Raw genomic sequence first — 24,248 nt, forward strand, 5'->3', positions numbered from 1 at the left:
CAGAAAAAAATTATTTTTTTTCAAAAACAAAATCCAAATATGTGCTAATACAGATAAAAAACAGCTTAAATAGGCTAAAAAAACAAAGCCCCTAGGAGGAAAACAACAGAAGGGACATTGGAAAGAAACGTTTTCATCTTCTTCACAGCTTGGTGCACCAAGTTGTACACTGTGCGGGTTTGGGTAGATTTGAGCTCTGCAATTTCCTCATAACTCATCCCTTCATAAAACCTTAATCTCAGTACTTCTTTTTGAGCATCGGTTAGTTTCTCCAAAGCTTTTACTACCAACTCTTTTTTCTCTTGGCGGGCTTGGTGCAACACCACAAGATCTTCGTAAGAGGGTTCCGTTTGCAAATCTACAACTTGCCCATCTTCCTTCCCCAACCTTACTTTTGCCTTGAGCAATTTCCTTCGGAGGTACACTTTTAGATAAGGGGTGATTTTAGAAACCGAATTGAGCTTTTGCCTATTCTCCCATATTTCCAAAAACATTTCATGGATAGCATCTTTGGTAAGTTCCACGCTTGACGAACTAGCCAGCCCATGGACATAAAGTGCTTGATAAGAGCTTTCGTAAACCACCAAAAAAGCATCTCTGTTGCCCCGCTTCAGGGCATCCCACAGTTCCTTTTCATCTTCCTTCAAAAATGTCTTCTTCTGCATTAATCGGTCGTTCGCTTATTTACCCAATGTTAAATACTATTCTTTTCATTCCAAAACCAAAAATAGGCAAAGGATAGGTAGCCCTTTCAAACCTGAATTAAGTTACAAACTGAATATTATCCAAAAAACCCTATAAGAGATAAGTTGAAACCTACATATAACCCATCACCAATTAAGGTTAGCATAACACAAAAGACGCTAACATATTAACTCTGGCGTAGATCCATTTAAAAAGGAATATGGGTTGGCATAAATCTCTTAAACATTATTTACATTAAAGAGTTCGAAATTGAAAGTTGTCTTGAAAACCCTCTTTAACATGTTTCCTACAATGAGCAAACCTAACCTTTGTCTTTTCTTTTTTTTAATGATTAGCCCTAATTTTTCCTTTGCCCAAACTACAGACTCTCTTTACCTGACCAATGGAGATATGATAGTTGGGGAGATAAAAGGTATGGACAGGGGCGTACTCACCATAGAAACGGACTACAGCGACAGTGACTTTAAAATAGAATGGGATGGCATCAGCACGATCTTTAGCAATAGCTTTTTCCTTATCATACTTTCGGAAGGTAAAAGGCTAAATGGCAATTTGAAATCAGTATCGGCAGAAAAAATCCTAATTTTTACTAGCGATAGCTCAGTGGTGGATGCACAAAAGGAGGACATTGTATTTTTAAAAGAAATAGAAAAAGGTTTTTGGGACAGGCTCTACGCCTCCATAGATTTTGGGTTAAGCATAACCAAAGCGAATAACTTGCGGCAACTCAGCCTGAGGAGCAACGCAGGATATATTGCTGACAAATGGTCGGCAGATGCCAATTTCAATTCTGTAAACTCATCCCAAGACGATGTAGAGCCTATTCGACGTACCGACGGAGGACTCACCTACCGCTATTTTTTACCCAAAGACTGGTTTGTAATTGGGCAAGTAAACTTTTTGAGCAATACCGAGCAAAAAATTGATTTGAGAACCACGGGGAAACTTGGGATTGGTAATTATCTAGTCCATACCAACCAATCTTACTGGGCTTTTCAGGGAGGTGCTTCTTTCAACAATGAAAAGTTTAGCAACGAGGGATCAGACAAACAAAGTATGGAAGCCTTTTTGGGAACAGAGCTAAACTTATTTGATATCGGCAACCTCTCCCTGCTTACCAATGGCACTGTTTACCCAAGTATAACGGAAAAAGGCCGCTGGAGGGCAGATTTAAACTTTGATGCAAAATATGACCTGCCATTAGATTTTTATATAAAACTGGGGGTTTCTTATAACTACGATAACCAACCTGCCGAAAACTCTTCTACTGACGATTATGTATTCCAAACTACTTTTGGTTGGTCATTGTAATTCTACTTCATATTGTTATTATTGAACCAAACAGAAACCTAACATCTTATGAAAAATCATTTTTGGTTAATGGGCTTCATCGCCCTGTTTATTGCTAGTTGCTCGCAAAGCCAACAAAAAAAGGAAACACCTGCTGAGGCAAACACAGCGCCACTAAAAGCCGATTCCACCCAAATCCCTCCGTCTATGACAGGTATAGAATTAGCTTTTAAAGCTCAAGGAAACGAACCATTTTGGAACGTAACAATGGACTTTGAAAAGGAAATTGTGTTTAAAACAATGGACGGGCTTGAACTACACTTCCCGGCAGTGAAAGGGAACAAAGCCCAAGATGCACCTGTTACCCGCTATGCCGCTGAAACCGAAACGGCGAGGATCGTCATCACCATTAAAGGGGAAGAGTGCTCCGACACGATGGCTGACACCACTTACCGCAACTCGGTACGTGTGGAACTAAAGCAAGGTGAGGAAACCGAATACACCACCTACGAAGGCTGTGGCAACTTCCAGCCCGACTATAAGCTCCACGATATTTGGGTAATGATAGAAGCTAATGGCGATACCCTTGACCCTAAAGATTTTGAGCGAAAAGGGCTTCCTATGTTCGAGTTTTATTCCAAAGAAGAACGCTTAAGTGGCCATGCTGGCTGTAATCATTTCAACGGGAGTTTTTATGTAGCCGAGCCAGGGGTTTTACAAATTGGGATGGGCGCCAGCACCCAAATGATGTGCCCCAACATGACAATAGAAAACTTGGTAAACCAAAAGCTTTTTGGCAAGCGGATGAAATACAAAGTTGCGAACCTGAGACTTACCCTCACAGGATACGATGGCAGCTCTTTCGTTTTCAAAAAAGTTGATTAACCCTCCTTAATTTCTTTTCCAGTCCCCAACATTACGGCTATCCATCTGGTGTTGGGGTTTTCTTCAAGCATGATTTTGATGGTCATAGTTAGGGGCACGGAAAGAAACATGCCAACCGTACCAAAAATAAAACCCCAAGTAATCAATGAGAGAAAAACTACCAAAGTGGAAAGCCCAAGCCCTTTTCCCATTATTTTGGGTTCTACAATATTTCCAACTATCATATTCACAGCAAAGTAACCTACCAAAGTCAAAAGAAGCGCTGTAGGCCCAGAAATGATCAATGCCAACAACATGGTAGGCACAGCAGCTATTATAGAACCAATATTGGGAATATAATTGAGCAAAAATGCAAGCAGCCCCCACAAAAGGGCATACTCCACTCCTATGATTAATAACCAAACATAAATAAGCACCCCTGTTAGCAAGCTTGTAAGCGTCTTTATCCACAGGTAATTTCGGATACTGTAACCAACTTCCAACAATTTGCTCAGAGGAACATCATGCGTTTTGTTTATGTATTTTGCCTTATTAGAAAAAGCTTGCAGCTCCAATAAGATAAAAATCACGATAATAAACACTTCAAATGAGTTCGCTAATACACCGCCAAACTCCCCTATTGCACTCGTAGTAAAACCCAATACTTTACCAGGGTCTACAAAGCTTGAAATTTGATCTGTAGAGACGCTAAACCCCCAGTTATTAAGCCAACTGATAGTTCCTGATAAAAGCTCGTTCAGTTTATCTTCGTACATTGGAGCATCTTCCGAAAACTTCTTCACTGTTCTTCCTACAATTCCCCCAAAACCTAAAATAATTAATAAAAGACCAATAAGTACGATGATAATAGCGACTGTATCAGGGATTTTTTTGCGGCTAAGCCAAACTACTGGCTTCGCTAAAATAACGCTGATAAAAACCGATAACAATATGGAAATAAAAATAGATTTAGCTGCAATCATTCCAGCTGTTATGATAACCAAAGCAGCAAGGGTGATTATAGGCGATAGTTTTAGTTTTTTGATAGCTTCCATGCAAAAATATGAAGGTTCAGTTTCATGTGAATAGATGCCGACAAGATAAGTCTATTGTAAAGCAAAAACAACAAGATGAATAAAAGTTAAAGCCTAAAACCCTTACCTAATCCAAGAAATAAAGAAACCTCAGCTTGGTTGTTGCCACCGACCGTTTATCAAAATGTAGTTGGGAAAAGGTTCTTTTTGGTGGAAATTGGAATTTCATCATACAAAAACTACAACCATGAAAAAAAGAACGACCCTCCTGTTTTGCTCCTTAGCTATTTTGCTTTTCTCATTTTCTAACCTCAAACCTGAAGAAGAAAAAGATGTAAGAGCTACAATAGAGCAACTTTTTGATGGAATGAAAAAAGGGGACAGTACTATGGTGAGAGGCGTTTTTCATCCCGAAGCTCGCTTACAGACCGTAGCTTCCAAAGATGGTAAAACCGAGTTGCATAGCACACCTATCAGTAAGTTTGCAGAAGCAGTGGGCACTCCTCACGATAAAATCTGGGACGAACGAATTCTATCTTATGAAATAAAGATAGATGGCGAATTTGCCTCGGCATGGACTGAATATAACTTTTATCATGGCGACAAGTTCAGCCATTGCGGCGTGAATGCTTTCCACCTAGTAAAGACTTCAGAGGGGTGGAAAATTCTTCAAATTACCGATACGAGGAGAAAAGAAGGCTGCGAGTAGTTTTTAGGAGGTGCTTATTGCGGCAAATTGCTGCCGAATCGCCTAAGTTTATACATCGTACAGCTTCCAGACGATTTGGGAAAAACCTTTAGTACTTTAGTTGCTAAAGGTTTTTTATTTACAAAACTAATTGCTTTTTACTGTTTTTGAGGTGTCTTACTTAGAGCAAGGTCATAAACACCGCCCTCAACAAAAACAACTAGAACTTATTGCTGTTAAAAAGGAGATAAAAATACCTCAACTGGCATAAACTAACGCATCCGAATGGATAGAGTTATTAAAATAAATAGACAAAAAAAATCTTGGATAAAAAGCTTGTGGGTATGGAAACTTGCTTGGAAAGATGCACGCAGCAAGCTTCCTCGTATTCTGGTTTTTATTTCCTCTATAGGAATCGGCATTGCCGCTTTCGTTTCAGTCAACTCGTTCAACAACAACCTCAAAAAGGACATCGACAACCAAGCGAAAGCCCTTTTGGCAGCCGATTTGGTTCTGTACAATGACAAAGATTTTCAAACCGCCGATGAACTCTATTTTGATACAATTCCCACAGAACAAGCAAGTGACCTGCGATTTTCCTCCTATGTCCAATTTCCTTTTCTGGAAGATGGCAGGCTGGTACAAATAGTTGCGATAAAAGGCGGATATCCGTTTTATGGGGAAATGAAAACCCTTCCCAAAAATGCCCTAGAGCAGTTTCGAAATCAAGAAGGTATTTTGCTTGACGACAACCTCGCCCTCCAATACGAAGTCTCCACAGGCGATACTTTGCAGATAGGCAAACTCATATTTCCAGTAGCCGGGGTAGTCACCAAGTTACCAGGCAATATCAAAATCATGGGCACCATCGCCCCATCTATTTATATTCCCTATGACACCGTACAGCAGACTGGGCTGATAGACAAAGGAAGCAGGCTCTACTACCGTAAGTTTTTTAAAATTGGGAGTGAGAGAAAGACCGCCGCTTTTTTGGAAGAGATAAAGCCTATTATCAATAAATATGGCTTTGGGTACGAAACGGTTACCTTCCGCAAAGAGAGCTTGGGAAATGGGTTTGAAAACCTCTACCGTTTTTTGAATTTGGCTGGCTTTATTGCCCTAATCATAGGTTCAGTTGGTGTTGGTGCTTCGGTTAATGTATATGTGAGGGAAAAAATAAAAACAGTAGCCATTCTTCGTTGCTTAGGCGCTTCTGGAAAAGATGTTTTCAACCTTTTCCTTATCCAAGTTGTATTTATGGGGTTGATAGGAAGCATTACAGGTGCAGCGTTAGGCAGCGCACTTCAAAGTCTTTTACCCTTCATTTTCCAAGATTTCTTACCCGCCGCCCTTACCTTCAAAACCTCCTGGCCTTCGGTTCTTTTCGGTGTTTGCGTAGGCGTTTCTGTCACTGTTTTGTTTTCTATCTTACCTCTGCTTAAAACCCGCTACACTCCACCGTTGAGTGTTTTACGAGAAGAGGCTATTGACCTTGGGCACAAGCCCAGCAGCATTTTCTGGATAGCTTGTCTTGTATTGCTTGTCAACTGGGCTTTCACCATTTACCTTACCAAAGATATACTTACAGGCTCGCTATTTTTCATCAGCTTTTCTGGAGCTATCTTAAGCTTAGTTACTGTAGGCGTACTTGCAGTAACTTTAACCAAAAAGCTTTTTCCATCCAAAGCTTCTTTTGTTTGGAAACAAGGGTTCTCTAACCTGTTCAGGCCTCAAAACCAAACCGTTTTGCTCATGGTCGTAATTGGAATGGGAGCGTTGCTCATTTCTATTGTCACTATTATCCATACAGGTATTCTCAACCAAGTGGCAGATGTATGGAGTGAAAACCGAACCAACCTAGTGCTCTACGACATCCAACCCGACCAAAAAGAAGAGGTGCTTGAATGCGCTGAACGCTTAGGTTTAGACATAGAAGATATTATCCCCGTAGTAAGCCTTCGGATTCATGAAATAAATGGAAAAGACCTTAATGCTATTAAAGCAGACTCTGTGGGTGGGCAAATTCCAAACTGGGTATTATACATGGAGCATCCGGTTACGTACCGAGATGACCTGATGGATGCTGAAACCCTTGTAAAAGGTGAAATAAAAGTTCTGGAAGACGGGTCAAAGCCTGATACAGTTCCAGTTTCTATTTCGGAAGTACTTTCCCAGCAGCTAAAACTAGATACAGGAGACTACATCCAATTTAAGCTTCACGGTATCCAATTGAACGCTAGGGTGTGCAGCGTGCGGAAAGTCAGGTGGCAGCGCATACCAGCAAACTTTGGTTTTGTTTTCCCAAAAGGGGTTTTAGAAGAAGCTCCGCAGTTTTACGCTGCATTGCTACATGCACCAAGCCAACAAGCATCCGTCAGGCTCAAACAGGAGCTTTCAGAGAAACATGCAAACATATCGGCTATTGACCTCGACCTGATCATGCAAACATTAGATGATCTACTTAGCAGGCTAGCCTTTGTCATCCGCTTTATGTCTGTATTTAGCATACTTACTGGTTTACTGGTACTTTATACCTCTATTGTAAACAGCAAATATATAAGGCTTCGAGAAGTCAGTTTATTGAGAACCTTGGGTGCATTCCAGAGCCAGATAGTGAAAATTACGATTATAGAATATTTCTTTATAGGCGGGCTTGCCGCACTTTCGGGGATTTTACTTTCACTCATTGCCACTTGGGGCTTGGGTAAATACTTTTTGGAGATAAACCTAAGACCAAGCTTTTATAGCCTATCTCTGGTTTTTGTCCTAATAACGGCATTGACAATAGTAGTAAGTTGGCTCAATATTAGGCCTATTATGCAAAGACCGCCTATAGAGTCACTTCAAAACAAACAATAATGCCTTGAAATTATCCAACTGTAATTTTTACTTTTGCATTTAATTTGCATTTAAAAGAGAGCAGTTATCTATCAATTTTCCAATTATCTTTCATGAGTTATTTAATAGAAGAAAAATGACAATTTTCATTTTAAAGCAGCTATAATCCATGTATTTTTGAACATTAGACTTCAACAACCGTATTATCTTTTATAAAAACAACCCATTACCACTCAGATTCTGCTGCTTTTTGCTTCTAACCTTACCTCTTACAAAACTACCTTCAAAAAATATTTAAGAGTTTTTGTGTTATATAGTCAAACAGTAGTAGAACGAAATTATATTGTTATGGATTACCTAAAAGCATTTAAGCAAGCTTCAAAATACGAACAAGGCAACATCCTTTTTGCCAGTGGTACGTTTATCACCAGCAAATCTTACCAAGGTTTTAAGTTGCATTTGTTTTCACTTGGTCATCACGTATTTGAAGTATGGTACAATTCGGAAACGAAAACTATTGAGAAAATTTGCCAAGTTACCGACCACGACGCTCTATATGCCTACTTCGAAGAAGTAGATATCAGCCGAGTAAAAGTTAGTGAGAATTAAGATTGGATTCATTATTTATAAAGTTTTGGTATTTTCCGAGTTACTTCACAAGGTAGCTCGGTTTTTTTTGTCTATTCTATTGGTCAAAACAAAACCCCCGAAGACGAAAATCTTCGGGGGTTTTAGTATCTATAGCTCAAACAGTTTCTTAGCTGTTGTTTTGAGTCTTTATCAAGTTCAATGCTGAACCTGCTTTAAACCAATCGATTTGCTGATCATTATACGTATGGTTCAATTTGATAGTGTCAGTAGACCCATCAGCATGAACAACCTCTAAAGTCAGCTGCTTACCTGGAGCAAATTCTTTCAAATCGATAAAATTGAACGTGTCATCTTCTTGGATTTTATCGTAATCGGCTTCAGTAGCAAAAGTAAGGCCCAACATCCCTTGTTTCTTAAGGTTAGTTTCATGGATACGGGCAAAAGACTTAACGATTACCGCTCTTACGCCCAAGTGCCTTGGTTCCATGGCCGCATGCTCACGAGAAGACCCTTCACCATAGTTATGGTCACCTACTACTATGGTAGGAACATTAGCGGCTTTATAAGCCCTTTGCGTAGCCGGTACTTCACCTAGCTCACCAGTCAACTGGTTCTTAACGCTGTTAGATTCACCGTTGAATGCATTTACAGCACCAATCAAACAGTTGTTAGATATATTGTCGAGATGACCTCTAAAACGCAACCAAGGACCTGCCATAGAGATATGGTCAGTAGTACATTTTCCTTGAGCTTTGATCAACAGTTTAGCACCAGTGATGTTTTCACCGTCCCAAGCAGGGAATGATTCTAACAACTGCAACCTATCTGAATCAGGCTTCACCTTTACTTCAACTTCGCTGCCATTAGCAGCAGGAGCTTGGAAGCCAGCATCTTCTACATCAAATCCTTTTGGGGGTAATTCCCATCCAGTTGGAGGATCTAATTTCACCTCTTCACCATTTTCATTAGTAATGGTATCGGTGATAGGGTTGAAACCTAACTTACCAGAGATAGCTACAGCAGCTACCATTTCAGGAGAAGCAACAAATGCGTGTGTGTTAGGGTTGCCGTCAGCCCTCTTAGAGAAGTTACGGTTGAAAGAGTGGATAATAGAGTTTTTCTCTTGCTTATCAGCTCCTTCCCTAGCCCACTGACCGATACATGGTCCACAAGCATTGGTAAATATTTTAGTGCCCAATTGTTCGAACGTGTCGATAAAACCATCTCTCTCGATGGTAAATCTCACTTGCTCAGAACCTGGGTTGATTCCGAATTCAGCTTTTGGCTTCAAGCCTTTTTCCACTGCTTGTTTTGCAATAGAAGCAGCTCTTGAAATATCCTCGTAAGAAGAGTTGGTACAAGAACCAATCAAGCCCCACTCAACATCCATAGGCCAGCCATTTTTTTCTGCTACCGCCTTCATTTCAGAAACAGGCGTAGCCAAATCTGGTGTGAATGGACCATTTACATGTGGCTCTAGCTCAGAAAGGTTGATCTCGATTACCTGATCAAAGTACTTCTCAGGATTCGCATATACTTCTGCATCACCAGTAAGGTGCTCGGCAACTTCATCTGCGGCAGCAGCAACATCAGCCCTGTCGGTAGCTTTCAAATACCTTCTCATCGAGTCGTCGTAACCGAAGGTAGAAGTAGTTGCACCAATTTCAGCGCCCATGTTACAGATCGTACCCTTACCAGTACATGAAAGAGACTCTGCGCCTTCGCCAAAATATTCAACAATAGCACCAGTACCACCTTTTACGGTCAAGATACCCGCTACTTTCAAAATCACATCTTTTGGTGCAGTCCAACCGTTGAGTTTGCCCGTAAGCTTCACCCCGATCAGTTTAGGAAATTTAAGTTCCCAAGCCATTCCTGCCATCACGTCCACCGCATCGGCACCACCAACACCAACCGCTACCATTCCCAGACCACCCGCATTTACAGTGTGTGAGTCAGTGCCAATCATCATTCCACCTGGGAATGCATAGTTTTCTAATACTACTTGGTGAATAATACCTGCTCCTGGCTTCCAGAAACCAATACCATATTTGCTTGAAACCGAAGAAAGGAAGTTGAATACTTCGCTACTTTGGTTCAAAGCAGCCTGCAAATCTTTATCAGCACCAATTTTAGCCTGAATTAGGTGATCGGCATGTACCGTAGAAGGAACAGCGGCTTGGCTTTTACCTGCTTGCATAAACTGCAAAAGTGCCATTTGAGCAGTTGCATCTTGCATTGCAACACGGTCAGGCGCAAAATCCACATAAGAACCTCCTCTTTCATACACTTCAGAAGGAGTCTCTTGATACAAATGTGAATACAGAATTTTTTCAGCAAGGGTAAGGGGCGAGCCTGTTAGCTCACGAGCTTTATTTACGCGTTCTCCCATGCGTGCGTAAACCGCTTTTATCATCTCGATATCAAATGCCATATTGTCCGGAATTTGTTGGTTTTATAAATTGAACTAATTTTTTTTACGAACTATTGAAAAAACTAGGGCTTTGAGTCCTAAGTTTTCAACCAATCCGCAAATCTATAAAATATCCTCAATGTTAGGTTATTCTCTCATTAAAATAACTACTATGGTTGAAAGGTGTTTAGAAAAATCGCACCAATTTTCCAAGTAGCTAAACAGTATCAACAAAAAATTATTCTTACCCTTATTTTGTGTATCTCGTGAGCACAGGTATCTCCAGCTTTTGCGTTATTCTTATTGATAATTCATTTTGCAATTAAACTACCCGTATTTTAACTTGCACTCGATTTCATTTTTTAGAGGTATTTTTTGTTTACCAAAACATGTGGAAATCAACTCATCTTATTTGTTAAGCTCACCAAATGCCACATCAAGTATTTTTTAACCAAACTTTTTGAAACAATGAATAAGTTATTCTTTCTGCTGCCGCTTGTGATGATAGCAGGCTGCACTCAAACCGAAACCTCTGAACACAAGGAAGCTCAGACTTTAAAGGCAGCATACTATTGCACACCAGAATTCACCTCTCACCACAGGCAATCTCCCATCAATATTCTTACTAACCACATTGACAAGGGCGTTGATCACCATATGGAATGGAACTTAAATGACGACATCCGTACGATTGAAAACCTTGGGCACACGGTAGAACTTCTTTTTGAAAACGGAAGTAGTGTTCACGCCGATGGGAAAGATTATGAAACGCTCCAACTCCATTTCCACACTCCTTCTGAGCACTTGATAGATGGTCTTACTTACCCAATGGAAATGCACATTGTCAACTCCATAAAAAAGGATGGCAAACACGCAGAATTTTTAGTGGTAGGAGTATTATTTAAAATGGGTGAAACCAATGCGTTTATCAATGAGTTCATCGATGCCATTCCTGCAAAAGAGCAGAGTTCAAATAATGTAGAACAAGGAATGGTTAAAATAGCCGATTTATTCGGTGGGGAGGAAGAAATGAATGCGTGCCTCAAAAGTGCTTATCACTACCCTGGTTCGCTAACCACCGCTCCTTATACCGAAAATGTGAACTGGTACGTGCTCAGCAACATATTTGAAGCATCTCCAGAACAAATTGAGAAGATTAATAAAATTGAGAAAAATAATGCAAGACACATCCAAGCGATTTATGATAGAAAAATTGATGCAAGATAAATACCCAAAAAGGTAGCCATACAAAAGCGGCGCAAAAGAAAAATTTCTTTGCGCCGCTTTTAAGCTTCCCTACCTAGCCAAATCAAACATACATATCCTCTATTTCCCTTGAGAACTTCTCCAAAATAACCCTGCGCTTCATCGACATTTTTGGGGTAAGCTCACCCGTTTCTATCGACCAAATCTGCGGGATCAGGCGAAACTGCTTCACCCTTTCCCAGTTGCCAAAAAGCTCATTGGCCCGGGAAACTTCGTTGGCTATCCGGTTGATCACTCCCGGCTGTTTCACCAATTCTTCCAAATCAGAAAAGGTAATTTTATTCTCCACACACCAATCTTTCAGCCCATCAAAATTTGGTACGATAAGGGCTGAAGGAAACTTCCTATTTTCCCCTACTACCATCACTTGCTCTATGAACAAACTTTCTTTAAGCTTGTTTTCCAACACCTGCGGGGCGATGTACTTCCCTCCCGAGGTCTTGAATATTTCTTTTTTCCTATCGGTGATTTTCAAAAAACCTTCTTGCGAAACTTCTCCAATATCACCCGTGTGAAACCAACCCTCCTTGAGTACCTCAGCAGTGAGTGCTGGCTCTTTATAATAACCCATCATAATGTTAGGTCCTTTACAAAGCACCTCTCCGTCCTTGGCTATTTTTACTTCTACCCCTTCTACCAACATACCTGTTGCCCCCATTCGAACCATTTCTACATTATCGGCATAGTTCGCTGCTATTACGGGGGCACATTCTGTCATCCCATAACCTTCACACACTTTGATGCCCGCTGCCCAAAACACCCTACCCAAGCGAGGTTGTAAAGCTGCTCCTCCGCAGGAAATAGAACTGATATTTCCTCCCAAAGCCTCTCGCCATTTAGAGAAAATCAACTTATCGGCTATAAACATCTGAACCCTGTAAGACATCTCATATTTTTTGTGAGGCTCATACTCCAACCCCAAACGCATTGCCCAGTTGAAAAGTGATTTTTTCAGCGGGGAAAGCTCGTTTGCTTTGGCTATTATTTTATCCATCACTTTTTCTAGCAACCGTGGTACGCTATTAAAAAAATGAGGCTTTACTTCTCTCAAGTTATCCCCTATTTTTTCTAGGCTTTCGGCATAATAAATAGAGGAGCCGGCAAAGAGAAACAAAAGGAAACCTGAACGCTCATAAATATGGCTTAGGGGCAAAAAACTAAGCACCTTGAACTTTCCCCGTACCAAGCCCGAAACTTTGTACACGCCCTTCACATTGGTTACCACGTTTTTGTGGCTCAGCATCACTCCTTTTGGTTTTCCTGTTGTTCCAGAAGTGTAAATTATTGTCATCAGTTCCTCCTCGCCAATTGAGTCTTGAATTGCTTTTAGCCTATCCATCTCTGGAGATCCAACTTCTTTCAGGAGGCTAGTCCAATGTTGCACGCCTTCTAACTTTTCAAAAGAATATAAAAGAAGTGCATTTTCCTCATCGACAGAAGTTACTATTTTGTTGTATAGTTCTTGATCTGAAGCAAAAACCAATTTACACTCGGCATGCTCCAGTATATAGGCACAATCTTTAGGAGGGAGTGTTGCATACAAAGGCACCAAAATGACTCCTAGTTGCTGAGCAGCCAAATCCACAAAGTTCCATTCGGGTCTGTTTTCGGAAATGACAGCTATTTTGTCTCCTTTGAAAATACCTATATTCATTAATCCAACGCTCAATTGGTTCACAATATCTGCAACTTCTTGAGTACTAAATGATTTCCATTCACCATTTACCTTTGAACTTATAGCTTTTTGCTGGGGGAACTTTTCAAGTTGGTAATGCAGGAAATCAAAAGTGCGGCGAATATTCATTATATGTATTGTTGTTTTGGTCAAATCTAGTTTCGTATTAAAACAGGCTTTAGCTCAAGAGTGTTCAAGTTTATTTTGATATATACAATCCTCTCAAACCAAATTCAAAAATATCTAATCTTACCCAACAAACATCTTTTTTAGACAAGAATCATAACCCAAAAAGGGGATGGTTGGTAGTGCATGAAAAAAACAATTAACCGCATAACAAATCAAAATATGAAATCCAACCTTGTATATACTAGGTTAGGTTATAAAGTACGATCCCCTCAGCTTTTCCAAAGTATCAGCTCATCACAAGCTATTCATTTCGACCTTACTAACCTCCGTTATCCAGAGCATTTTACTTGCATGACACCCAAAAACCACCTAAATATGTACAAAACATACGGATGTAAGTTTCAACACATTTGTGTATGTATAACGAATGTTAATAGGACGTAATAACTACACATGTTAACCTATCGGTTACCAAGCCGATTTCAACATAAGTTATGACTACCAATTACCATGAAAGAAACTAAATTACCAATCCTTGTTATTTTTATCACCTTAACCTATTTGAGCAATGTTTTTGCTCAAACTGGAGGGAAGGGCAAACTGTTTGTTCCAAAAAAAACTGAGGTTGTGATAAAGCTTCGGGACAATCAATACAACACCAATTCTTCCTATAATCTCCAACTCCAAAGCTTTAGCAATGACGTTCGCTTACAAGCCAAATTACGCAAAAAAGGCATGAGCGCCAGTACTGTTTTTAAAGGCAGGGCAAAGCAACAAAAACTTGGCATCTTAGCCGCTCCTTTGAAACAGAATACACCAAAACATAAGCTTGAGAATTACTATAAAATAGAAGTTCCAGAAGACCAACTTCCTTCTCTCCTAGCTGAACTCGCCGAAGAAGATTGGGTAGAATATGCAGAAGCACTACCTAGCTATGATCTTTTATACACGCCTACAGACGAACCGCATGTTGCATATCATTGGGGACATGTAAAAACCCAAGTATATGATGCGTGGGACATTACTCAAGGGGATACAAATACGGTTATAGGAATTATAGACACAGGTGTTCAATACACCCATCCTAGCCTTAAAAACCAGATACACTACAACAATGCTGAGCGTTACGGACTGCCTGGTATTGATGATGATAGTAACGGTTTTGTAGACGACTCCTTAGGCTTTGATTTCGGTGACCTAGACAATGACCCTTATGACACCTACAGCCACGGCACTGAAGTTGCAGGAGTTGCTGCTGCTGAAATAAATGACAACTTTGGAAGCTTTGGAGTAGGTTTTAAAAGTAAAATAATGCCTATAAAAATACTGAGAAGCGATGGCGCGCTTATTAATCTTTGGGCTGCTGCGGTATATGCAGCTGAAAATGGCTGTAAGGTGATCAACATGTCCTTGGGTAGGCCCGGAGGAGGAGCTTCTACCTTCGAACAAGAAGTTATAGATTACATCACAAAAGACCTTGATGTTGTAATAGTTGCTGCTGCTGGCAACACAAATGCTTACATAGACTTCTACCCAGCCTCCTACGACAATGTAATATCTGTTGCCCATTCAAACCAAACTGATAGCAGAGTGGCTACATATAGTTATTTTGTGGACATGCTTGCACCAGGATATCAAATTCCTGCTGCTAGGTATAACAGCTCTGCTAATACATATATTGAAGCTGTTGGCTCTTCTTACGCTTCCCCATTTGTAGCAGGAGCAGCGGCACTTATCCGCTCACACTTCCCAGACCTTACCGCTATACAAGTAGGTGAGCTTTTAAGACAAACCACCGACGATGTTTATAATGTAGCCGGAAATAATTTACCCGATATGCTGGGCACAGGAAGGTTAAATGTGTACCGCGCCCTTACCGAAAGGTACAACACGCCTGCTATCCGAATGACCCAACTCTTCGATGGGAAATCTGGTGAGGAAATATTCAAAATGGGTGACACCGTGAATGCTGTATTAGGAGATACGATGCAAATCTGGGGTAAATTCCAAAACTTACTAGGCGTTTCTAGTTCAGATTTAAAAATCACGCTAACTTCCCAATCTCCTTACCTCACCATAGTAGACAGCGTGATGGATGCTGGAACTATAGCTACACTTGATTTTGCCAACAACCAAACTGCCCCCTTTAAGGCCTACGTTCACCCCGACATGCCTATTTACCACAAAATGTTGTTCAAATTGAGCTACAGCGATGGTTCGTATAGCGACTACCAATACTTCTATTTGTATAGAGATGGGTACTTCAATGTAAAAATAAACAACATTGCGCTAAGTACATCTCCAGAGGGCAGGGTTGGCAACATAGGCACACCTAATAATCCAAAAGGGATTGGTTTCAACTGGAATGATAACTTGCTAATGAACGAATCGGGGCTCTTACTTGCTACTCCTGACGGTAGAGTTTCGGATGCACTAATCAGCGAACCAGGGCAAAGGAATTACGATTTTATCCCTCAACTTTCTGATAGCATAGCCTCATATGGCCAAGTTTATAAAGAAATAGTTTCGAGGTTTACTGATGTTGGAGCGGTTGCAGACCCTATAAACATCCAAATTACCCAACACCTAAAAGGCTGGGAAGAAAACGGTTCGGAAAACTTCATCATTCTTGAATTCAATATTGAAAACAAAGGAACTGAAGTGCTTGACACCCTTTTTGTAGGACACTACTCAGACTGGGACTTACCTTCGAACCCTAACTTTGCCGATTGGGACAGCCTTTACCAATTTGGATATGTATATAATTCTTCCAATGAATATGCTGGAGTTAAAATTCTGAAGCAAACTACTTCCCACTTCACCTTCGACAAAGTCACAGACACTCCTAATAACCTTCGATTGGGAGATGGTTTTTCAGACGAAGAAAAATTACTGGCAGCCTCTGGTGGATTTCCAAAAAACAAAGCAGGTTACCATTCTGGTGGGGAAGATGTTTCCCACATGTTGGCCACTTCCATTTACAACTTACAACCTGGCGAATTGGATACCATCCAAATAGCTATTGCGGTAGGAACTTCTAAAGAAGAACTTCAAAGTTCATTTTTGATGGCTGCTGAAAAAATAAGCTCTGACATTTTCTTGTCAGAAAAACCGGTTATTACCGATACACTTTTCTGCGAAGGCGATTCTCTAATTATCAGCCCAACAAATGGCACAAATTTCAAATTTTATGCAGATGCAAATTTGGATACATTGCTCTACACTGGAACTGAAATGGGCATCAACGTAAGCGACACCGCAAAGCTCTTTTATGTGACCAATGCAGACAATGCTCTTGAAAGCGAAGAACAGTCGGTTAGCCTACAATATTTGACTATCTCCGCAGCTTTTACCTTGCCCGACACCATTGACCTTGAAGTTTCTCCCGTAGCTAATTTTGATGCATCTTTGAGCGAAAATATAACTGACTGGGAATGGGATTTTGGGGATAATAGCCAGCTTTCTGGAAATGAAAGCTCAAGCCATACGTATTCGGAAGTAGGCGTTTACGATGTAAAGTTAGTTTACCAAAACAGCCTTGGCTGCGAAGATTCAATCATCCATACCTTGGTGGCTACAAAAGGGTATTTCACCCCTATAGAAAGTGACAGTCTGATTTGTGAGGGAAAAACGTTGGAAATCACTCCACAAAATGGCTCGAGCTTTGACTTTTACCTTGGTTCAAAACCCGATTCACTTATTCATAGCGGAGCTACATTAGAATGGACAAATTATTCAGGAAAGCACGAAATCCATGCTATTGCAACAGATACTGCCCTTGCTTTTTACCACCAACAGTTCAACGTTGAAAGCCAAGCTGCTTCCGTATCTTTTACCTCTGCCGACACAGTGCATTCTTACACCCCAACAATGGTACAGTTTGAGGGCTTAAGCACAAATTACCTCACTGCTATTTGGGACTTTGGCGATGGCAATATTGGAACGGACACGCTTTCTATAGCCCACAATTACGCACAAGAAGGCACATATACTGTTCGCCTAACTATCATCGACAACCTTGGTTGCCAAGCATTTGATGAAAAAGAAATAGTAGTCAGGCACATCAGCCCTACCCCAACGGTTGCCGAAGATACTATCTGGGTTTGCTCAGGAGAATCAGCAATTATTACACCTAGCAACGGAACGAACTTTAGGTTCTATCAAAGTGACTCTACAACAGTTATCGAAGAGGCGACGGCTAGCTTGAGTATGGAAAACATCTCTACCAACCAAACTATATGGATATCCTCGCTCGACTCCGCACTGGAAAGCGAGAAAGTAGCGGTACAGATACAGGTAGAAAAACTAGTAGCAAGCATTTCTGCCCCAGATACTGTGCTGTTGCACGAAAACAACTCCGCTAGTTTTGAAATAACAGGATCTAGTATTGGTTCGGTCAAGTGGACGATGGATGGAAAATCTATAGGTGAAGGGACAAGTATCAACTATGACTTCCAAGCCGAAGGAACTTACCTATTGAAGGCGGAAGTTGATGGGGAACAAGTTTGTAATATAGATTTAGAGAAAACCATTATTACACTTCGGAAAAGCCCTACCCCAACGGTTGCAGAAGATACTATCTGGGTTTGCTCAGGAGGATCAGCAACTATTGACCCGGGCAACGGAACCAACTTTAGATTCTACCAAGAAGATGCTTCTTCTATTTTGATAAAGGGTACGGGTTTGACATTGGATAATCTTGCAAAAAGCCACACTGTTTGGGTTTCTTCACTCGATTCAGCTCTTGAGAGTGAAAAAGTAGCCGTAAGCATTCAAGTAGAGGGTTTGACTGCTAGTATTTCTGCCCCAGATACTGTGCTGTTGCACGAAAACAACTCCGCTAGTTTTGAAATAACAGGATCTAGTATTGGTTCGATCAAGTGGACGATGGATGGAAAATCTATAGGTGAAGGGACAAGTATCAACTATAACTTCCAAGCCGAAGGGACTTACCTATTGAAGGCTGAAGTTGATGGAAAGCATGTTTGCAATACTGTGCTGGAACAAGAAATTGTAGCCGTCCTAATTCTTGAAAAGCCAGAAACCACCCAAGATACTCTTGTAGCTAGCAATGCGACAGTCATAATAAGCCCTTCAGGAGGAACGATTTACAACTTTTACTTGGCTGATAATCCAGATAGCTTGATCCATTCAGGAGAAACTTTGGTATTGGATAACCTAGTTAAAACTACTACCATCCTTATTAGCCAAGTTCAGTTTGGACAAGAGAGTGAAAAAACATCTACAACTATTACCGTTGCTCCTCCAGTGATTGCTTATTTTGATATGAGCAACGACACTCTTGATATTTACTTAGCAGACTCGATAGTTTTCACTACACAAAACCAAGGTACGCTTACATGGGATTTTGGAAATGGAGAAAAAGGAGATCAAGCCGAGCATACCGTCAGTTATGAGGTAACTGGGGAATACGAAATCACACTTGTTGTTACCGACAGTTTAGGAACTTCCGACACAACAAAACAAACCCTTGCAGTCATTGATACCCGACCTTTGGCTGTAGAAGATGAGCTTGAACTTTTTAGCTTCAACATGTACCCGAATCCTGCAACTAGTAAAGTAAACCTTTTATTTTCACAAGTATTGAAAAGCAGGAGTTTGGTACAGGTGTACAGTCTTTCTGGAAAAGTTGTATTCCAAAAAGAGGTTAAGCCATCGTTAGATGATGAACTTCAGCTAGACCTTCCACAACTGGACGCTGGCATGTATATGCTAAAGCTTGAAACGGGGAAAAAGAGGTTCGTGAAAAAGCTCATGATCAATTAGAAAAAGACACAAAGGCCGAAAAAATGAGGAGATTCAAAAAACTTTATAAGGAAAAGGTTTCTTCTAAAAATGCCCAGTATCTTAAGTTATAGTTCAAAAATGAATAGGAGTAAGGTAAAAGGTTTGATGAATAAATCGAACCTTTTTTCTTTTCCACCTAAAGATATCGCTATTTTGCGAGAGGTCTGAAAACTATTTATGAAGTCTGTATGACCAAATTGCTATCAACCTCAAGCTATAAAAAACGAACACATGAACCGCAACCTTACCGATGGACTAAACCTGCTCAGCAAATTGACTTTGGGCCGAAGTATAAATGCAGGCAAAGTGCTAGGAAGTTATTTTTGGTCCAAATGGAAAAAAACACCCCTACAAAAAGGATTGCCCATTAGCCTAGCATTCGAGCCCACCACCTCTTGCAATTTGCGCTGCCCCGAGTGCCCAAGTGGCTTGCGATCTTTTTCCCGGCCAACAGGCATGATGGACAGTGACTTGTTCAAAAAAACTATTGATGAACTTGCCCCTACCCTTCTCTACCTTACTTTTTATTTCCAAGGAGAACCTTATTTGCACCCCGACTTCTTAAAACTAGTTGGCTACTCTTCAAGCAAAAAAATCTACACTGCCACCTCTACCAATGCGCATTTCCTCAGCGATACGAATGCAAAAAAAACAGTTGAATCGGGCTTGGATAGGCTCATTATTTCCATTGACGGCACCTCGCAAGAAACCTACGAGCAATACAGAATTGGCGGTAAGCTGGAGAAGGTGTTGGAAGGCACTAAAAATGTTGTAAAATGGAAAAGAAAACTCAAGTCTTCAACCCCTCACGTCGTCTTCCAATTTTTGGTAGTGAAGCCAAATGAACACCAAATAGATGATGTAAAAAAGCTCGCAAAAGAACTCGGAGTAGATGAAGTTGGGTTAAAGACAGCCCAAATCTACGATTATGAAAACGGGTCACCGCTCATACCCACCATAGACAAATATTCGAGGTACAGCAAAAGAAAAGACGGTACTTATTCCATTAAAAACAAGCTAGTGGATAGTTGCTGGAAAATGTGGAATTCCTGTGTGATCACTTGGGATGGGCTGGTCGTTCCCTGCTGTTTTGATAAGGACGCGCACCACCGCATGGGCAGCGTGGAGACTTCTACTTTCAAAGAAGTATGGCAAAGCAAAGAATACAATCGCTTTCGTCAGCTACTCATCCAGTCCCGAAAAAACATTGACATGTGCAAGAATTGTAGTGAGGGCACAAAAGTATGGGCATAAAAAAGCACTGCGTGTAAATGCAGTGCTTGGAGCAAAAACAAGTTAAGATAGTCGCAAGCTAAAAACTATTGGTTCAAAACAGCTAATTCTTTTCTATCTACCTCTTTCTTAAATATCTGTACAGGTCCTTGGTTATTACCGGCAAGCAGCAACCATTCTTTGTTCCCTTTTATCAGTTTCAAATCACGAGTATCGTTGTAAATTAATATCCCACTTTCAGGGAAGGTAGTTGGGGTAAAGTTTCCTTTGCCATCGCCCAACAGTAGGCAACCTATACCGCCGTCGTTACGAGGAGTTTCCACTTCCGATGTATATAAGTTTCCTGCTACAATGATATCCAAATTTCCATCCTCATTAAAGTCCTCAGCCACAATGCCATTGATACTGGAAAGCTGTACTTCGTTAGGAAGTTTATGTCTCTTGAATTTCCCATCACCCAAGTTCTCTATGTAAGCACTGCTAAAATCAGTCACTTGGTAATGCAACGCAGACTCCAGCGCTTCTTTCGAATACACATCCTCTAGCGTAGCCACGGAAAACTCATCATACGTCTCATATTGCATCTGAATAATTGGAATCTGCTCAGAAGAACACTGGCGACCTCTTACAGGAAACTGAGTACCTTGGTTATAATAACCTAGCACAATATCTATCTTACCGTTCTCATCAAAATCTTTGGCATATACATCAAAAGTCTCTTTCTCATTTGCCTTGTATTTGTAATTCAACCCAAGGTTACCAAGCACAAAGTCTTTGTCTCCATCTCCGTCAAAATCTTCTGCCAAAATACTGAACCACCAGCCAGTAGTATTTGCCAAGCCATATTCTTCGGTCATGTTTTCAAACTTCCCATTCTTATTTTTGAAGAAAGTGATAGGCATCCATTCGCCAGCAAGTACCAAATCCACTGCGCCGTCATTATCGTAATCTACCCACTCTCCACTGGTAACCATGCCTAGCCCTGCAAGCTCAGGAGCAATATCCTTGGTCACATCTACAAACGAAATTTTTCCTCCTTCGCTGCGGTTTTCCAGAATATAGCTATCGGCAGGAAGAGGATAATTGCGAGGCACGAGCCTTCCACCCACAAACAAATCCAGGTCTCCATCTCCGTCATAATCGGCAGGGAGAACACAAGACCCACTCACCCTAATATCGGGCAACCCATCGCTTTTGGTCAAGTTCCCTTTTCCATCGTTTATATAAAGCCTATCTTGGAGCTGCGGTGCACCCTTCTTATAAATATTCCCTCCACTTACCACGTACAAATCTTGGTCACCATCTCCGTCTGCATCGAAAAATGCTGCGCCCAAATCTTCCTCCCTCACATCTGCTTCCAAGGCTGTTGGCAATGTTTTATTGAATGTCCCTTCTGCTGTTTGGACAAACAAGCCTCCTGTCTTCTGGCTTGCGCCTCCAATATAAAAATCTTCTAACCCATCTCCATTTATATCGCCTGTAGCCAAAGCAGGACCATAGGCAGATGTACGGTGTGGCAAAAGTGGCTCCAGCGCAAAGTCATTATAGGTATTTTCAATATGAATATGATCTACCCCTTTTTCCTTGCTCACTTCTTCAAACATAGGCTTAGCTTTTTCTACAGCCACCATTGCCGGATCAGTTGCATTTGCATAATCCAAATTGAGAATTTGGTCAGCTTTCACATTTTCCAACACTTCTTCTTTTCCATCCGTCCAAGTCACAATCACTTTGTCCACTTCCGTTTCGGCCCCAAGCCCAAAATGAGCGAGTGGCTGCGCCGATGACTGGAAACCTCTGGTTGTAGTAATTTCATAGAATTGGCTCTGATTGCCATCCTCTACTTTTATTTTAGCTCCAAGGGCAAAATGGTTTTTCCCCGTTCCTTTTAGCCTAACCTGCAAAAAGTGATTATCCTCTAATTCGGTAGCCCTATTTTCAAAAATCCCAACAAAATCATCAATGTTAGAAACCACGATGTCAAGATCGCCATCGTTGTCTAGGTCGCCATAAGCAGACCCGTTTGAATAACCTTCAAAGCTTAGCCCCCATTCTTTCACCGAGTTAGTGAACGTAAGGTCACCGTTATTTCTAAAGGCAAAATTGTCTACCTTTTCCGAAGGAATCCCCAAAGTATATTTCAAGGAATTCTCCATCTTATCTTTCTTCTTGTCTATTTTTTTGAAATAATCCTTGTGGTTGATATCCCTTCTGGTACCGTTGGAGATAAACACATCTTTCCATCCGTCGTTATCAAGGTCAACAAATAAGGGCGACCAGCTCCAGTCTGTGGAAGACATCCCAGCAATGCGGGCTACATTGCTAAAAATAGGTAAATCGCCGTTGAGCCCGCGGTTAAGCTGCAAGCTGTTTTGCATATACTGATAATGGAAACCGTTATTTACACTGCTCCAGAACAAACCAGGGTTCATACTTGCCATATTGGCTTTGCTACGTTTGTTGGTAGAAGGATTCATTTCCATTTGTACAATATCCAACAAACCATCATTATTAAAATCCCCAATGTCTACACCCATACCGAACATCGAAATGTTTTTGGTGATTTCTTGTAGCTTTTCGGTAAACGTTCCGTCACCATTATTGAAATAGAAAAAGTCGGGAGTAGCAAAGTCATTTGAAACATACAAATCGACCAACCCATCTTGATTGAAATCTCCTGTAGTAGCACTCAATGTCAAGCCAAAGCTCAGCATGTTTGCCTCTTCGGTCACATCGGTAAAACCCTTTCCGTCATCATTCCTATACATATGGTCCGAATCTTTCCAAGTGACCGTGTTCATTAAGTAGCGGTATTGCTCATTAGGCGTCCTGAAAGACGTAGGAGGATAATTGGAAACATACAGGTCCAAATCGCCATCGTTGTCATAATCGAAGAAAGTCCCTTGGGTACTATAGCCCTCATCTGCTATATTAAACTCTTTGGCTCTTTCGGTAAAAGTCTCATCCCCATTGTTGATGTACAATTGATTGGTTCTTGAACCAAATTTCCCTGAAACGGAAAGGTAAATATCCAAAAGCCCATCGCCATTCACATCGGCCATGGTACTTCCGGTTGACCACATACCAGCTCCCGCCACTCCAGCTTTTTCTGTTATATCTTCAAACTTGAAGTTGCCTTTGTTAAGATAAAGCTTGTTATCGACAAAATTACCCGTTAGGTAAATATCGGCAAGCCCATCGTTATTGATATCGCCAATCGATACTCCACCTCCCATATATATATAAGGGTAGGTAAAATAATTGAGGCTATCATTTTCGTGTAACGTATTCTGGAATTCTACGCCTGAACTATTAGGGGGTACAGACTGAAAAAGAGCAACACCTTCATTTTTCGTTGCGCGCTGCTCGCTTTCTATACCAGAGCAGCCAAACAACAAAATGCCTAGAAATAAAAAAATAGGGGTAAACTTCATTAGTTTCATTGTTTTGTATTTTTCATTTTCAAATAATTAATGCCCGCACCTTAAAAAGTGAGAGAGAGCAGGATTGGTTCGTGTAAGATTTTGGTAGTAAGTATAACTTGAACCCTCAAAAGAGGCTTTTATCTATACGAGTGAAAAAACAGTCTTTTTTACTGTAGAAAAGCAGATTAATTGAACAATAAAATAGTATCTAGAATTTGGGTTGGGTCCTATCAATTGATTAGTAAGATAGTGGCAGGAGTATTATAAGGCAAAAAATAGAAAAATAATA

Annotated in this window: 13 protein-coding genes; 8 read left to right on the forward strand and 5 right to left on the reverse strand. The window is 40.8% G+C overall.

Annotated elements, in window-relative coordinates:
- Nucleotides 1–74: 74 nt before the first annotated feature.
- A complete protein-coding gene (locus R9C00_19700) occupies nt 75–665 on the reverse strand; it encodes a sigma-70 family RNA polymerase sigma factor (protein ID WPO33926.1) in 591 nt (196 codons plus the stop codon).
- Between the two features lie 331 nt (nt 666–996).
- On the opposite strand from R9C00_19700, the gene R9C00_19705 reads away from it, so the two are divergent.
- Together R9C00_19705 and R9C00_19710 are read left to right on the forward strand one after the other, a co-directional pair.
- Nucleotides 997–2,016: a DUF481 domain-containing protein gene (locus tag R9C00_19705; protein WPO33927.1), complete on the forward strand. Its 1,020-nt coding sequence runs from the start codon at nt 997–999 to the stop codon at nt 2,014–2,016.
- 48 nt (nt 2,017–2,064) lie between these two features.
- Nucleotides 2,065–2,880, forward strand: a complete 816-nt coding sequence (locus R9C00_19710) for an META domain-containing protein (protein ID WPO33928.1) — start codon at nt 2,065–2,067, stop codon at nt 2,878–2,880.
- On the opposite strand, the gene R9C00_19715 is transcribed toward R9C00_19710, so the two are convergent.
- The gene (locus R9C00_19715; protein ID WPO33929.1) at nt 2,877–3,914 is read right to left on the reverse strand and encodes an AI-2E family transporter; all 1,038 of its coding nucleotides are present in this window, start codon (nt 3,912–3,914) and stop codon (nt 2,877–2,879) included. The two genes, R9C00_19710 and R9C00_19715, sit on opposite strands and share 4 nt — an antisense overlap.
- A gap of 226 nt (nt 3,915–4,140) precedes the next feature.
- On the opposite strand from R9C00_19715, the gene R9C00_19720 reads away from it, so the two are divergent.
- The 3 genes from R9C00_19720 (at nt 4,141) to R9C00_19730 (ending at nt 8,028) form a co-directional block, all read left to right on the forward strand.
- Nucleotides 4,141–4,602, forward strand: a complete 462-nt coding sequence (locus R9C00_19720) for a nuclear transport factor 2 family protein (GenBank protein WPO33930.1) — start codon at nt 4,141–4,143, stop codon at nt 4,600–4,602.
- A gap of 264 nt (nt 4,603–4,866) precedes the next feature.
- Complete coding sequence (locus R9C00_19725; protein WPO33931.1) at nt 4,867–7,440, forward strand: FtsX-like permease family protein; 2,574 nt, start codon at nt 4,867–4,869, stop codon at nt 7,438–7,440.
- A 327-nt stretch (nt 7,441–7,767) separates the two neighbouring features.
- A complete protein-coding gene (locus tag R9C00_19730; GenBank protein WPO33932.1) occupies nt 7,768–8,028 on the forward strand; it encodes a hypothetical protein in 261 nt (86 codons plus the stop codon).
- 148 nt (nt 8,029–8,176) lie between these two features.
- Here R9C00_19730 and R9C00_19735 read toward each other — a convergent pair whose 3' ends face one another.
- Nucleotides 8,177–10,444 (reverse strand): aconitate hydratase, encoded by a 2,268-nt coding sequence (locus R9C00_19735; protein ID WPO33933.1) that lies wholly within the window; start codon nt 10,442–10,444, stop codon nt 8,177–8,179.
- Between the two features lie 447 nt (nt 10,445–10,891).
- Here R9C00_19735 and R9C00_19740 point away from each other — a divergent pair, with 447 nt between their 5' ends.
- A complete protein-coding gene (locus tag R9C00_19740) occupies nt 10,892–11,650 on the forward strand; it encodes a carbonic anhydrase family protein (protein ID WPO33934.1) in 759 nt (252 codons plus the stop codon).
- A gap of 82 nt (nt 11,651–11,732) precedes the next feature.
- Here R9C00_19740 and R9C00_19745 read toward each other — a convergent pair whose 3' ends face one another.
- The gene (locus R9C00_19745) at nt 11,733–13,493 is read right to left on the reverse strand and encodes a long-chain fatty acid--CoA ligase (protein ID WPO33935.1); all 1,761 of its coding nucleotides are present in this window, start codon (nt 13,491–13,493) and stop codon (nt 11,733–11,735) included.
- A 510-nt stretch (nt 13,494–14,003) separates the two neighbouring features.
- Here R9C00_19745 and R9C00_19750 point away from each other — a divergent pair.
- The gene (locus R9C00_19750; GenBank protein ID WPO33936.1) at nt 14,004–19,280 is read left to right on the forward strand and encodes a S8 family serine peptidase; all 5,277 of its coding nucleotides are present in this window, start codon (nt 14,004–14,006) and stop codon (nt 19,278–19,280) included.
- Between the two features lie 252 nt (nt 19,281–19,532).
- Nucleotides 19,533–20,555, forward strand: coding sequence for a radical SAM/SPASM domain-containing protein (locus R9C00_19755; GenBank protein WPO33937.1), 1,023 nt, complete (start codon nt 19,533–19,535; stop codon nt 20,553–20,555).
- A gap of 65 nt (nt 20,556–20,620) precedes the next feature.
- On the opposite strand, the gene R9C00_19760 is transcribed toward R9C00_19755, so the two are convergent.
- Nucleotides 20,621–23,977, reverse strand: a complete 3,357-nt coding sequence (locus tag R9C00_19760) for a VCBS repeat-containing protein (GenBank protein WPO33938.1) — start codon at nt 23,975–23,977, stop codon at nt 20,621–20,623.
- Between the last annotated feature and the right edge of the window lie 271 nt (nt 23,978–24,248).

Source organism: Flammeovirgaceae bacterium SG7u.111, from assembly GCA_034044135.1.
In the GTDB taxonomy this organism is placed as follows: domain Bacteria; phylum Bacteroidota; class Bacteroidia; order Cytophagales; family Flammeovirgaceae.

Coding starts and splice junctions, on each gene's coding strand:
- R9C00_19755 (WPO33937.1), top strand. CDS start 19,533: ATGAACCGCAACCTTACCGATGGACTAAACCTGCTCAGCAAATTGACT.
- R9C00_19750 (WPO33936.1), top strand. CDS start 14,004: ATGAAAGAAACTAAATTACCAATCCTTGTTATTTTTATCACCTTAACC.
- R9C00_19705 (WPO33927.1), top strand. CDS start 997: ATGAGCAAACCTAACCTTTGTCTTTTCTTTTTTTTAATGATTAGCCCT.
- R9C00_19725 (WPO33931.1), top strand. CDS start 4,867: ATGGATAGAGTTATTAAAATAAATAGACAAAAAAAATCTTGGATAAAA.
- R9C00_19745 (WPO33935.1), bottom strand. CDS start 13,493: ATGAATATTCGCCGCACTTTTGATTTCCTGCATTACCAACTTGAAAAG.
- R9C00_19730 (WPO33932.1), top strand. CDS start 7,768: ATGGATTACCTAAAAGCATTTAAGCAAGCTTCAAAATACGAACAAGGC.
- R9C00_19700 (WPO33926.1), bottom strand. CDS start 665: ATGCAGAAGAAGACATTTTTGAAGGAAGATGAAAAGGAACTGTGGGAT.
- R9C00_19760 (WPO33938.1), bottom strand. CDS start 23,977: ATGAAACTAATGAAGTTTACCCCTATTTTTTTATTTCTAGGCATTTTG.
- R9C00_19715 (WPO33929.1), bottom strand. CDS start 3,914: ATGGAAGCTATCAAAAAACTAAAACTATCGCCTATAATCACCCTTGCT.
- R9C00_19720 (WPO33930.1), top strand. CDS start 4,141: ATGAAAAAAAGAACGACCCTCCTGTTTTGCTCCTTAGCTATTTTGCTT.
- R9C00_19740 (WPO33934.1), top strand. CDS start 10,892: ATGAATAAGTTATTCTTTCTGCTGCCGCTTGTGATGATAGCAGGCTGC.
- R9C00_19735 (WPO33933.1), bottom strand. CDS start 10,444: ATGGCATTTGATATCGAGATGATAAAAGCGGTTTACGCACGCATGGGA.
- R9C00_19710 (WPO33928.1), top strand. CDS start 2,065: ATGAAAAATCATTTTTGGTTAATGGGCTTCATCGCCCTGTTTATTGCT.